Consider the following 12,525-nt stretch of genomic DNA (forward strand, 5'->3'; position numbering starts at 1 on the left):
AAGGCATTCAGGGAGGAGTAGCGTATCGAACAGTGCAGACCTCGGAGACCGGGGTGGTGCCGACGATCGGGCACCTAGAGCGCTACCGCTGTCATCCGACTGTGGTTCGCAAGCGCGTGCGATGCGCATAATTTCAAATGGGAAGGAGTAGAATGGTGCCGCTTACGTGACTCGAACACGTGACCCCATCATTACGAATGATGTGCTCTACCGACTGAGCTAAAGCGGCAACTCTGTGGCCGAACGATGCGGCCCACGATTTGCATGGCGCTGATACAGGCATTGTTTGAAGATTTCAAGCGCCCTGTCATCTCTTCGGTAAAAAAGAAGGGCGCTGTGGAAATCTGCGGCCAGCCCCTAGAGCGACAGCCGCGTCCGGGCGGCTTTATACTCGGCCTCCAGCCGATCGACAAGCTTGCCGACGGGTTCGATCCCCTTGATGGCACCGATGCCTTGTCCGCTGCCCCAGATGTCCTTCCAGGCCTTGGCGCCGCCGACGGCCTGTTCGAAATCCATTTTCGAGGGATCCGCAACCGGCAGGTTGTCGGGGTCGAGGCCGACGGCCCTGACCGACGGCTTGAGATAATTGCCATGCACCCCGGTGAAGTAGTTAGAATAGACAATGTCGTTCGCCATGCCGTCGACAATCGCCTGCTTGTAGGCTTCCGAGGCGCGCGCCTCTTCGGTGGCGATGAAGGGAGTGCCTACATAGGCCATGTCGGCTCCCATCGCCTGCGCCGCGAGGATGGCGCCGCCATTGGCAATCGCGCCGGCAAGCAGCAGCGGCCCGTCGAACCATTCGCGGATTTCCTGGACAAGCGCAAAGGGCGAAAGCGTGCCGGCATGGCCGCCGGCACCGGCTGCGACGGCGATTAGCCCGTCAGCACCCTTGCGGATGGCCGAGTTCGCATGCCGGTTATTGATGACGTCGTGGAGCACGATCCCGCCGTAGGAATGCACGGCGGCGTTCACCTCCGGTACGGCGCCGAGCGACGAGATGACAACAGGCACCTTGTATTTGACGCAGAGCCTGAGATCGTGCTCCAGCCGTTTATTCGACATGTGGACGATCTGGTTGACAGCAAACGGGGCAGCCGGGCGTCCAGGGTTTGCGGTGTTGTGTGCGGCGAGATCCTCGGTGATCATGGCAAGCCATTCGTCGAGCTGGCTCTCCGGTCGCGCATTCAATGCCGGAAAGGCGCCGACGATTCCGGCCTTGCATTGCGCCAGCGTCAGCGCCGGGTGCGAAATGATGAAGAGCGGCGAGGCGACGACCGGCAATCTGAGATCTTGGGTCAGGATCGGGGGTAGGGCCATGGGACACCATAAGAATTGACGTTTACGAAAACGTCAATGTGATAGCAGAGACTTTGTCGGAGGAAAAGCTCGCTCTATCGATTCCACAAATATCGGCTATTCTTTGCAAGAACATAGGATGGCGTACGGCAACCCTGCGTTTTCCCCCGCCGATGCGGATTGCAGACATGGCGGAGGCTTGCGATTTGCCGTGGCAGCGGTTACCGCATTTACGAAGTGTTAAGGACAGGCCCAGTCTCAGAATAAAGGACCGGACGTGAGCGGATTAGAAACGGCTATCAGAACGGCGCTCAGCAATGCCGATCGCGACAATCCCGAAGTCCGTGCAAAGATTTACCAGTCCGCGCGTCAGGCTCTCGAAGCCGGTCTTCGCAAGCAGGACATCACCGACACGGAAGCGGTTGCCTATCACCGCCACCGGCTCGAAACGACGATTCACATGATCGAAGCGGAGGAGCGCGAGCGTCTTCATCCGCGCCAGGGACCGCCGGAGGTTCCTGTTCCACCCGTGGTGGAAATACACGAGCCTGTTGCCCATGTGGCAGCGGACGAGGCGACGAGCGTTTCGATCGGCGGAGAGACCCGCGAGCATTCGATCACGGACCCACGCTTCGACGACGAATCCAGCCTCGCTGGCGTCCATGCCGGCAGCGGTGATCATCTAGGCGTCGCGCCGGCTGCCGAGGCGCCGGTCGCGGAACGAAAGTCGGCCCAGATGGACTTCCGGCCGGAGCGCGCGGCCGTTCGCCGTAGACCTCGCAAGTTCTTCTCCCGGCTGCTGGTCGCCTGCGTGCTTCTCGCCTTCATCGGCATGGGGGCCTGGTGGGTGTACTCTTCGGGCTTGCTGAAGAGCGCCGCAGAGCGAGATACAAGCGTCGCCAATCCGCCGGCGAGTACCCAGCCGGAAGATTTCAATGGTGCCGACGACGGCAACGGCAATGCTGCCGCAGGTGGCAATGCGGCACCAGTTGCGATCGATCCTCAAAATTCGTTTTCTGCCGACTGGATCGAGGTTTTCACGCCGTCCGACGTGGATAAGATCAATGCCGGCCCACAATCTCAGATCCAGAAGGTCGCCGAAAACGATGGCCCGGCGGTGCGCCTGATCTCGCAGAGCAGCGGCGCCGACGGCAATGTCGGCATCAGCGTTCCGTCCGATGTGCTACAGCAACTGGCCGGCAAGTCCTCGACGATTGCCATCACGCTGCAATCCACCTCCGATGAGCCGACTCAGATTACGGTGGAATGCGATTTCCAGTCACTCGGCGACTGCTCCCGGCATCGCTTCTCCGTCACCCGGCAGAAGTCGGATGTGTTGCTTCAGGTCCGCTTCGATCGATCGCTGGCGCCGAACTCTGCCGGTAGTCTGATCATCAACAGCGACGTGGACGGCAAGGCGCGCGGCATCAACCTCTACGCCGTGCGGATCCTCCCGGGACAGTAGGCTATTTCAGGAAGCCGGGACCTGAACCGATGATCTTTTCGTCGAGCTTACCGACCGCATCTTTGTCCTTTCCGTCGTAGTCCATCGTTTTCAGCATGTGCCGAATGAGGTTCAGCCGGGCCCGGCGCTTGTCGTTGGCATGAATGACCGTCCATGGTGCGAATTCCGTATGGGTCTCCTTCAGCATCCGGTGGCGTTTCTCGCTATAGTCGCCCCATTTCGTCAGTGCCGCTATATCCATCGATGATAGTTTCCAGACTTTGAGCGGGTCGTGGCGTCGATCGTGGAAGCGCTTCAGCTGCATCTCGCGGCCGATATCGAGGTAGAACTTGAAGAAGAAGATACCCTCGTGGGCAATCACCTTCTCGAGCAGGGGCGCCTGGTTCAGGAAGTCTTCATACTGCTTGGGCGTGCAGAAGCCCATGACGGGCTCGACACCGGCGCGGTTGTACCAGGACCGGTCGAAGAGAACGAATTCTCCGGCTGTCGGGAACTGCGCGATGTAGCGCTGGAAATACCATTGCCCGGCTTCGCGCTCGGTAGGCTTGGTCAAGGCGACGACGCGGATAAGACGGGGATTCATGTGCGCTGACGAGGCGGAAATCGCACCGCCCTTGCCGGCCGCGTCTCGCCCCTCGAAAAGCGCCATGACGCGCTTGCCGGTGGCCTGCAGCCAGAACTGCACCTTCACTAGCTCGATCTGCAGCCTCTCCAGTTCCTCAAGGTATTCCTCTTCCTTGAGCTTTTTGTCGTAGGGATAGCCGCCGGATTGCAAAGCGGCCTCGTCAACCCAGTCCGGCAGCACGGGATCGTCGACATCGAAGACGCGCTTCTTTCCGCGGATGTCCAGTTCGACGGCTCTGCTCTCGACATCATCGGCCATGGCGTTCTCCCCGCTCTGAGTTTTGTTGAACACAGGCGACCATATTTCTCGTTAAAAATCAAATGTCTTGCAGTTTGCCGAAATTCCTGTGCGTTCCCATCATGGCTTTTGCGTCTGCTGGCTGCAGCCGAAAACTTCTGTCATGATTCACGGCTATCAGGCAGAGTTTGAAGATAGAAGTACGAGTCGAAATCGCGAGGGGCAGTTGCAAGACGAGACGCCATGGACACGAAGCCTGATTTTGCGCATTCGGCAGGAGTGCCCCGTCCTGCTCGTGGCGCTACTGATCGCACTGATCGCGCTTGCCGCAGGCGCGAACAAGTGGGTCGTGCTCGGTTTTCTGTTGCTGATGATCGTTACCGCTTTATGGCACTCGGTTCCGATCATCCGAGACGTCACGCCAGAACCTGTTCCCGAGACTATCGACCTCCCCGCCAGCCGCCTGGTCGAAGTTACCGCGACGCTAGCGGCGCTCGATATCCCGGTCATGGTGCTTTCCGATGATGCCTCGGTACTTTACCAGAACCATGCAGCCGAAAAGGCGTTTGGCGAGGCCACGATTGGTGCCCATATTTCCGCGCGCCTGCGCTCGCCTGGCGTCCTCGACATCATCAGTGAAACGATCGCGACCAATGCACCGAACCAGATCGAGCACTCCGAACGCCTGCCATCCGAGCGTGTTTACATCGTCCGCAGCGCGCCTGTGGATCTTGACGGGCAGCAGCCTGCTGATGAGCGTTTCTTCGTGGTTTCTTTTCGGGATATATCCGAAGTCCGCCGCATCGACCGCATGCGTTCCGACTTCGTCGCTAATGCCAGCCATGAGTTGCGCACGCCGCTTGCGTCCCTGCGCGGCTTTATCGAGACCATTCAGGGACCGGCAAAGAACGACGCGAAGGCGCAGGAGCGCTTTCTCGGCATCATGCTGGATCAGGCTACCCGCATGAGCCGCCTCGTGGACGACCTGCTGTCCCTTTCGAGGCTGGAACTGAAGTCTCATATCGCCCCGGACGAAAAAGTCGATCTGGTTCCTTTGCTCGGGCACGTCAGGGATTCGCTGGTGCCTCTTGCAAATGACGTCGGGGTCGAGATCGCTTTGCATCTTCCGCAGGGCAAAGCAGAGGTGCTTGGCGACCGTGATGAGCTGGTTCAGGTCTTTGAAAACCTCATAGAAAATGCCTGCAAATATGGGCAGGAGGGCAAGACCGTTGATGTCTTCCTTAAGAACGGTCAGGGCGAGCCGGTGGAAGTTACCGTGGTCGACAAGGGACCGGGCATTCCAGCCGAGCACGTGCCGCGCCTGACGGAGCGATTCTACCGCGTGAGCATCGAGGATAGCCGCTCGAAGAAGGGCACGGGGTTGGGCCTTGCTATCGTCAAGCACATCCTGACGCGACACCGGGCGCGCCTCATCGTCAAGTCGGAAGTCGGGAAGGGGACGAGCTTCACCGTGCGGTTTTGACATAAAACTGTAAACGTTTGCTATTGCAATAGAATTTTTATCAATAAATTCAGATCTTTAACCTGTCACAAATGTTTCGTCAAAATGACATAAAAGCTCTAGCCATCAGAGGCTAAAGAGAGCGGGCCGCTGACAGACGGCACCGCCAAGGGCCGCTCAAGGCCGCACTCAGACCGCTATATGCCCGGGAGATTGTTATGAACGCTTTTAAACTCACGGTCGCAGCACTTGCCGCTTCCGCCGCTTTCGCTGGCGCGGCCGTTGCTCGCGACCAGGTTCAGGTTGCTGGCTCGTCCACCGTCCTGCCTTACGCCAAGATCGTTGCCGAAACCTTCGGCGAAACCTTCAAGGACTTCAAGACGCCGGTCGTTGAATCCGGCGGCACGGGCGCTGGCCTCAAGGAATTCTGCAAGGGCGTCGGCCCTGATAGCATCGACGTTGCCAACGCTTCGCGTCCGATCAACGCCAAGGAACTGGACGCCTGCAAGGCAGCCGGCGTAACCGACATCCAGGAAGTCAAGATCGGTTACGACGGTATCGTCTTCGCAACCGACTCGTCCAACCCGGACGTTGCCTACGTCCCGGCCGACATCTACAAGGCTTTGGCCGCTCAGGTTGTCGTTGACGGCAAGCTCGTCAACAACCCGTACAAGAAGTGGTCGGAAGTTAATCCGAAGCTCCCGGCTGTTGACATCGCTGCCTACATCCCGGGCGAAAAGCACGGCACGCGCGAAGTCTTCGAACAGAACGTTCTCGCAGCAGGCTGCAAGGCCTCCGGCGCTCTCGACGTGATCGCCAAGGAAATCACCGACAAGGCTGCTCAGACCAAGGCTTGCGTCGCAGTCCGTAAGGACGGCGCTGCTGTCGACATCGACGGCGACTATCCGGAAACGCTGGCGCGCATCGCTGCCAACAAGACCGGCGTTGGCGTCTTCGGCCTTTCCTTCTATGAAAACAATGCTGACAAGCTGAAGGTTGCGAGCGTCAACGGTATCGTTCCGTCGACCGAAACCATCGCGAACGGCACGTACCCGGTTTCCCGTCCGCTGTTCTTTTACGTCAAGAAGGCACACCTCGGCGTCATCCCGGGTCTCAAGGAATACGTCAACTTCTTCGTTTCCGACCAGATGATCGGCCCCGACGGCCCGCTCGCTGAATACGGCCTCGTTGCTGCTCCGGACGCAGAGCGCGACGCGATCCGCAAGGGCGTTGAAGACGGCAAGACCATGTAATGACCTTTGCCGGCGCGATCACCAGATCGCGCCGGCATTGCCTTGTTCCGCCAGTTGGGGACGGGGTTTGAACTTCTCCAAGTTTGAGAGCCGGATCGGTCCGCCTGCCGTTTCCGCTTTTTGGGGTCAAAGGGCCTGGGGACCTTACGAATGAGCACATCCGTCATACTCCTGTGCCTCGTGGTGCTGGGCGCCGCTGCCTTTCTGGCAGCCCGCAGCCGCGCTACGGCACTTGTCAAAGGCAAGTCCTCTGCGTTGCATTCACGACCGGGTTACTATGGCGCCTATGCGGCGATCTGGACAATCCTGCCGGCACTGATCGTGCTGTGCGCCTGGTTGGCAATCAGCCCTTCGATCATTGAAGCCTCCGTCCGCGGATCGTTTCCGGACGACATCAAGGCGCAGCCCGCTGCGCAGCAGAATTTGAACTACGGCATGGTCAACGCCATTGCGCGCGGCTTGCCGCTGCTCGCTCCGGAGGAGATCAGCGGTGCTGCCAGCGATCCGGCTGGCCTCCAGGCAAAGCTTGCTGCGAAGGGTGTTCCGCTTGCTGGTCAGCCACAGCCCTACATGATCGATGCGGCGCAGATGCTTAACGCGGAATCCGGCTCCAGCCGCCTCGTCATGACGGCGCTGGTTCTCGTTCTTGCCGTTGCTGGCGCATTTTATGCGCTTCGCGAAGTCGCACCGCGGTTCCGTGCGCGAAACCGCGTCGAACGCGTCATGCTCTGGGGCCTGCTTCTGGCGTCGTCGATCGCCATTCTGACGACGATCGGTATCGTTCTGTCGATGCTGACGGAAGCCGCCCACTTCTTCGCGACCGTTCCTGCCGCAGACTTCTTCTTCGGAACGGTCTGGGATCCGCGCTTTGCCGGTGCCGGCAGCTCGTCCTTCGGGCAATTCGGCCTGATCCCGCTGTTGCTCGGCACGCTCTACATTGGCTTCGTGGCGATGCTCGTCGCGGTGCCGGTCGGCTTGTTCGCCGCGATCTACATGGCGGAGTATGCCGCTCCCAAGGTCCGCTCGATTGCAAAGCCGCTGCTCGAAGTTCTCGCCGGTATTCCGACGATCGTCTATGGCTTCTTCGCTCTTGTCACCGTCGGCCCCTTCCTCCGCGACCTTTCCTCGCAGGTCAACGGCCTCCTGACCGGCAACTATGCGAACTTCATTCAGGCGCAGAGCGTTCTGACCGCCGGTATCGTCATGGGCATCATGCTGATCCCGTATGTTTCGTCCCTGTCTGACGATATTATCACCGCAGTCCCGCGCGCCCTGCGGGATGGTTCGCTCGGTCTCGGCGCCACGCGCTCGGAAACGATCAAGAAGGTCGTGCTTCCCGCAGCGCTTCCCGGCATCGTCGGCGCGCTGCTGATGACCGCCTCGCGCGCCGTCGGCGAAACGATGATCGTCGTGCTTGCGGCAGGTGTTGCCGCCCGCATCCAGATCAACCCGTTCGAGCCGATGACGACGGTGACGGTCAAGATCGTCAACCAGCTGACTGGCGACCTCGAATTTACGTCGCCGCAGACGCTTGTTGCCTTTGCTTTGGGCATCACGCTGTTTTTCATCACGCTTTGCCTCAACATCTACGCGCTCTACATCGTGCGCAAATACCGGGAGCAGTACGAATGACGGATATTGTTTCTCCGGTTCAGGGTGTCGTTGTCTCCAAGGCACCCGAACGCCGCGATATCGGCCTCAAGCGCCGCTATGCCGCCGAACGCCGCTTCCGCGCCTATGGCGTCGCGGCAATCTCCTTCGGCCTGATCTTTCTGGCGATCCTGCTCACGAGCGTCATCAGCAAGGGCTACACGGCCTTCCAGCAGACGGCGATCACGCTGCCGATCGAGTTCAGCGAGAAGACGATCGACCCGAACAACAAGCGCGCCACCGATCCGTCGGTGCTGGTTGCCGCCAACTATCCCGTGCTCATCCGTGACGCGATGATCAAGGCGCTGAACCTCAATGCGTCGAGCCGTCCAGAGGTCCGTGACGCGACCGCGATGATTTCCAAGGGAGCGCCCATCCGGTTGCGCGACATGGTCATCGCCGATCCATCGCTGATCGGCAAGACGGTCAATGTGACGCTGCTTGCCGACGCCAACATCGACTCCGCCAACAAGGGTCAGATCGATCTGAAGGTGGACGAGAAGAACCGCAAGGTGAACGACAGGCAGGTTGGCTGGATGAACCGGCTGGCGGAAAGCGGGACGTTGCACAAGACGTTCAACACCGGGCTCTTCGTCAACGGCAACTCCAGCCGTCCCGAGGCCGCCGGTCTCGGCGTCGCCCTGATCGGCTCGCTTTACCTGATGTTGATCGTGCTCGTACTTTCGCTGCCGATCGGTGTTGCCGCTTCGATCTACCTCGAAGAATTTGCACCGAAGAACAAGCTAACGGACCTGATCGAGGTCAACATCAACAACCTCGCAGCCGTTCCCTCGATCGTCTATGGTCTGCTCGGCCTCGCCGTCTTCATCAACTTCGCCGGCCTGCCGCGTTCCGCATCGCTGGTCGGCGGTCTGGTGCTGACGCTGATGACCTTGCCGACGATTATCATCGCGACCCGCGCAGCGCTTCGCGCAGTGCCGCCGTCGATCCGGGCGGCTGCTCTCGGCCTCGGCGCTTCGAAGATGCAGATGGTGTTCCATCATGTGCTGCCGCTGGCCATGCCGGGTATTCTCACCGGCACGATCATCGGCCTGGCGCACGCGCTTGGCGAGACCGCACCGCTGCTCCTCATCGGCATGGTCGCCTTCGTGGCCAATGCACCGAGCACTCCGCTCGATCCGTCGACGGCTCTGCCGGTGCAGGTCTACATGTGGGCCAACGAAGCCGAGCGCGCCTTCGTCGAGCGTACCTCTGGCGCTATCATCGTCCTGCTCCTGTTCCTGATCGTCATGAACCTCGGAGCCATTCTCTTGCGTCGTCGCTTTGAGCGCCGCTGGTAAACGGAGTAGACATTATGAACATGTTGACGGAAGCAGCAGTTGAGAAGGCTCTGGATCAGAAGATGAATACCGTTCCCTATAAGATGATCGGCCAGGACGTCTCGGTTTACTACGGCGAGAAGCGCGCGCTCTTCGACGTGAAGCTGAACATTCGCGAAAACACGGTGACGGCGCTGATCGGCCCGTCAGGTTGCGGCAAGTCTACCTTCCTGCGCAGCCTGAATCGTATGAACGACACGATCGACGGTTGCCGCGTCACCGGCAAGATCACGCTCGATGGTGATGATATCTATGATCCTGACATCGACGTCGTGGAGCTCCGTGCCCGCGTCGGCATGGTGTTCCAGAAGCCGAACCCGTTCCCGAAGACGATCTACGAGAACGTCGCCTACGGCCCGCGCATCCACGGTCTCGCCAAGTCGAAGGCCGACATGGACCAGATCGTCGAACTCAGCCTGCAGCGCGCCGGCCTGTGGAACGAGGTGAAGGATCGCGTTCATGAAGCCGGCACTGGTCTTTCCGGAGGCCAGCAGCAGCGCCTTTGCATCGCCCGCGCTGTTGCGGTGAGCCCTGAAGTGATCCTGATGGACGAGCCATGCTCGGCACTCGATCCGATTGCGACGGCAAAGGTCGAGGAACTGATCCACGAGCTTCGCGAGAACTACACGATCGTCATCGTGACGCACTCGATGCAGCAGGCCGCCCGTGTTTCGCAGCGCACGGCCATGTTCCACCTCGGCAACCTCGTCGAAGAGAACGATACCGACAAGATGTTCACCAACCCGGACGATCCGCGCACCCAGGACTACATCATGGGTCGCTTCGGTTGATCGCCGGCGTCGGCAACCCTCACCATACTCAAGGATGAGCCCTATGGCATCGACACATATCTTTTCTGCCTACGACGACGATCTGAAATTCCTGTCCCGCCGTATTTCGGAAATGGGCGGCCTTGCCGAGCAGATGGTTTCGGATGCCGTTCGCGCTCTCGTCAACGGCGATACGGCCCTGGCCCAGAAGGTCATCTCCGACGACGTGATCCTTGACCACGCTGAACGCGAGATCGGGGACAAGGCGATCGTGACCATCGCCCGTCGCCAGCCGATGGCGGCCGACCTTCGCGAGATCATGGGTTCGATCCGCATTGCGGCCGATCTCGAGCGCGTCGGCGATCTCGGCAAGAACACCGCCAAGCGCGTCATCGCGGTCCAGAGCGCCGGCGTGCCGCGCAAGCTCGCCCGCGGCCTCGAGCACCTTTCCGAACTGGCGCTTGTCCAGCTCAAGGAAGTGCTCGACGTCTATACGAGCCGTGCTGCCGACAAGGCAAAGTCGATCCGTGAGCGCGACGAGGAAATCGACGCGATGTACACCTCGCTGTTCCGCGAGATGCTCACCTACATGATGGAAGATCCGCGCAACATCACCAGCTGCACGCATCTTCTGTTCTGCGCCAAGAACATCGAGCGTATCGGCGACCACGCCACCAACATTGCCGAAACCATCTATTACATGGCCACCGGCGCTCAGCCGGAAGGCGAACGTCCGAAGGACGATACCGCCAACACCGTCGGCGCCGTTACGGAATAATCGTTCCGCGACCGCGCCCCCAGGAGACCGAAACGAATGATACCAAAAGTAGCTGTCGTTGAAGATGAAGAAGCACTGAGCGTGCTTCTTCGCTATAACCTTGAGGCTGAAGGCTTTGAGGTCGACACAATCCTGCGCGGCGACGAGGCCGAGATCCGGCTGCAGGAACGCACGCCGGACCTTCTGATCCTCGATTGGATGCTGCCGGGCGTATCAGGCATCGAGCTCTGCCGTCGCCTGCGCATGCGGCCGGAAACGGAGCGCCTGCCGATCATCATGCTGACAGCCCGCGGCGAGGAGAGTGAGCGTGTTCGCGGCCTCTCCACCGGCGCCGACGACTACGTCGTCAAGCCGTTCTCGACGCCGGAGCTCGTCGCCCGCGTCAAGGCGATGCTTCGTCGTGCCAAGCCGGAGGTACTTTCCACGCTGCTGAAGTGCGGCGACATCGAGCTTGACCGCGAGACACACCGCGTTCATCGCAAGAGCCGCGAAGTCCGCCTCGGTCCGACCGAATTCCGGCTTCTCGAGTTCCTGATGGCATCCCCTGGCCGTGTCTTCTCGCGCTCCCAGCTGCTCGACGGCGTCTGGGGTCATGACATCTATGTCGACGAGCGTACCGTCGACGTTCATGTCGGGCGTCTGCGCAAGGCGCTGAACTTCTCCAACATGCAGGATGTCATCCGCACCGTTCGCGGTGCCGGCTATTCCATGGAAGCCTAAAGCTCTCCTGAGAGGCATCCACACCGTCCAACGAAAAACGGGCCCGCGAGGGCCCGTTTTCTTTGTTCCTTATCCGGCTTCCGGGTCAGGCGACCCGGTTGGCGGCCTTGCGGCGCTCGTTGACCGGCTGATAGGCCATGCGCTGGTGATAGGTGCAGTAAGGGGAGGAGTCTGGGGATTCGCAGCCGCAGAAGTGGAAGTCGTCCTTCAGCGGATCGCCGACCGGCCACTTGCAGGTGCGCTCGGTCAGTTCCGTCAGGCCGAGGCGGCGAGAAATCGGAACGACGACGTTTGCGGCCGGACGGTAGCTGATTTCCGCGATGGCATCGATTTCGATCTCTTCCTTGAGCATCGTCGCACCCTGCTGGCGGGTGACGGTGCGCGTGGTGACGCGAGATGCATAGTTCGGAGCGCGCGGCGCGGATGTCGTGCGCTTGGGCGTTCTGACAGTGGTCGTCGAGCCTCCGGCCTTGGCGCGGCCGGGCAAACTCAAACGGTGGACTTTGCCAATGACGGCGTTACGGCTTACACCGCCAAGTTGCGCTGCGATCTGGCTGGCGCTCAGGCCCTCGGACCACAGCTTCTTCAGTTTTTCAACGCGCTCGTCTGTCCAGTTCATGCCCCTGTCTCCGCCTTATTAGCGTTGGTGTAGGCAGAATCCCTCACCATTGCCCCGGACGTATCCGAGGCAAGAAACGCTTGCTCGATTTTGGTGACTAGTTCCGCCGCATGCAGTCTAGTAATTGAGTTTTAACCTAGTGTGAGGCTGACTCCGTGACAAGAGTCGGTTGAATCTCGGCGAATCGAATTTCAAGTTTTCCCCAACTTGCTGGGCGAGAGAGTCATTTCTGCAACATTAGTTGTTGATAGCTCCAGCGCCTCCGGATGGCGGCTTGACGCATGCAGGAAAACCTCAGTTTTGTTGACAT

The 12,525-nt window shown here is 60.0% G+C and carries 11 protein-coding genes and 1 tRNA gene; 8 read left to right on the plus strand and 4 right to left on the minus strand.

Annotated elements, in window-relative coordinates; all coding sequences use genetic code 11:
• Positions 1-153: 153 nt before the first annotated feature.
• Positions 154-229: transfer RNA gene (locus PMI09_RS16090), tRNA-Thr, on the minus strand.
• 128 nt (positions 230-357) lie between these two features.
• A complete protein-coding gene (locus PMI09_RS16095) occupies positions 358-1,317 on the minus strand; it encodes an NAD(P)H-dependent flavin oxidoreductase (RefSeq protein ID WP_007796198.1) in 960 nt (319 codons plus the stop codon).
• A 256-nt stretch (positions 1,318-1,573) separates the two neighbouring features.
• On the opposite strand from PMI09_RS16095, the gene PMI09_RS16100 reads away from it, so the two are divergent.
• Positions 1,574-2,761 (plus strand): hypothetical protein, encoded by a 1,188-nt coding sequence (locus PMI09_RS16100; RefSeq protein WP_007796199.1) that lies wholly within the window; start codon positions 1,574-1,576, stop codon positions 2,759-2,761.
• Between the two features lies 1 nt (position 2,762).
• On the opposite strand, the gene ppk2 is transcribed toward PMI09_RS16100, so the two are convergent.
• Positions 2,763-3,644: a polyphosphate kinase 2 gene (gene ppk2, locus PMI09_RS16105; RefSeq protein ID WP_007796202.1), complete on the minus strand. Its 882-nt coding sequence runs from the start codon at positions 3,642-3,644 to the stop codon at positions 2,763-2,765.
• A gap of 238 nt (positions 3,645-3,882) precedes the next feature.
• On the opposite strand from ppk2, the gene phoR reads away from it, so the two are divergent.
• The 7 genes from phoR (at position 3,883) to phoB (ending at position 11,596) form a co-directional block, all read left to right on the plus strand.
• Positions 3,883-5,106: a phosphate regulon sensor histidine kinase PhoR gene (gene phoR / locus PMI09_RS16110; protein WP_037083346.1), complete on the plus strand. Its 1,224-nt coding sequence runs from the start codon at positions 3,883-3,885 to the stop codon at positions 5,104-5,106.
• A 197-nt stretch (positions 5,107-5,303) separates the two neighbouring features.
• Positions 5,304-6,338 carry a substrate-binding domain-containing protein gene (locus PMI09_RS16115; protein WP_007796207.1) on the plus strand — a complete coding sequence of 345 codons (1,035 nt, stop codon included), beginning with the start codon at positions 5,304-5,306 and terminating at the stop codon, positions 6,336-6,338.
• Positions 6,339-6,488: 150 nt separating this feature from the next.
• Positions 6,489-7,970, plus strand: coding sequence for a phosphate ABC transporter permease subunit PstC (gene pstC / locus PMI09_RS16120; RefSeq protein WP_007796211.1), 1,482 nt, complete (start codon positions 6,489-6,491; stop codon positions 7,968-7,970).
• Positions 7,967-9,289, plus strand: a complete 1,323-nt coding sequence (pstA, locus tag PMI09_RS16125; protein ID WP_007796214.1) for a phosphate ABC transporter permease PstA — start codon at positions 7,967-7,969, stop codon at positions 9,287-9,289. Before pstC ends, pstA begins: the two co-directional genes overlap by 4 nt.
• Before the next feature lie 14 nt (positions 9,290-9,303).
• Positions 9,304-10,119: a phosphate ABC transporter ATP-binding protein PstB gene (gene pstB, locus PMI09_RS16130; RefSeq protein WP_007796217.1), complete on the plus strand. Its 816-nt coding sequence runs from the start codon at positions 9,304-9,306 to the stop codon at positions 10,117-10,119.
• A 43-nt stretch (positions 10,120-10,162) separates the two neighbouring features.
• Positions 10,163-10,876: a phosphate signaling complex protein PhoU gene (phoU, locus tag PMI09_RS16135; protein WP_007796220.1), complete on the plus strand. Its 714-nt coding sequence runs from the start codon at positions 10,163-10,165 to the stop codon at positions 10,874-10,876.
• A gap of 36 nt (positions 10,877-10,912) precedes the next feature.
• The gene (phoB, locus tag PMI09_RS16140) at positions 10,913-11,596 is read left to right on the plus strand and encodes a phosphate regulon transcriptional regulator PhoB (protein ID WP_007529789.1); all 684 of its coding nucleotides are present in this window, start codon (positions 10,913-10,915) and stop codon (positions 11,594-11,596) included.
• A gap of 85 nt (positions 11,597-11,681) precedes the next feature.
• Here the strand turns inward: phoB and PMI09_RS16145 are convergent, their stop codons facing one another.
• Positions 11,682-12,215, minus strand: coding sequence for a GcrA family cell cycle regulator (locus tag PMI09_RS16145; RefSeq protein WP_007796222.1), 534 nt, complete (start codon positions 12,213-12,215; stop codon positions 11,682-11,684).
• Positions 12,216-12,525: the final 310 nt, after the last annotated feature.

The organism is Rhizobium sp. CF122 (assembly GCF_000282035.1).
GTDB lineage: Bacteria > Pseudomonadota > Alphaproteobacteria > Rhizobiales > Rhizobiaceae > Rhizobium.

Bases quoted from the DNA above. Each gene is read 5' to 3' on its own strand.
- phoB (WP_007529789.1), top strand. From the start codon at position 10,913: ATGATACCAAAAGTAGCTGTCGTTGAAGATGAAGAAGCACTGAGCGTG.
- pstA (WP_007796214.1), top strand. From the start codon at position 7,967: ATGACGGATATTGTTTCTCCGGTTCAGGGTGTCGTTGTCTCCAAGGCA.
- PMI09_RS16095 (WP_007796198.1), bottom strand. From the start codon at position 1,317: ATGGCCCTACCCCCGATCCTGACCCAAGATCTCAGATTGCCGGTCGTC.
- ppk2 (WP_007796202.1), bottom strand. From the start codon at position 3,644: ATGGCCGATGATGTCGAGAGCAGAGCCGTCGAACTGGACATCCGCGGA.
- phoU (WP_007796220.1), top strand. From the start codon at position 10,163: ATGGCATCGACACATATCTTTTCTGCCTACGACGACGATCTGAAATTC.
- PMI09_RS16145 (WP_007796222.1), bottom strand. From the start codon at position 12,215: ATGAACTGGACAGACGAGCGCGTTGAAAAACTGAAGAAGCTGTGGTCC.
- pstB (WP_007796217.1), top strand. From the start codon at position 9,304: ATGAACATGTTGACGGAAGCAGCAGTTGAGAAGGCTCTGGATCAGAAG.
- pstC (WP_007796211.1), top strand. From the start codon at position 6,489: ATGAGCACATCCGTCATACTCCTGTGCCTCGTGGTGCTGGGCGCCGCT.
- PMI09_RS16115 (WP_007796207.1), top strand. From the start codon at position 5,304: ATGAACGCTTTTAAACTCACGGTCGCAGCACTTGCCGCTTCCGCCGCT.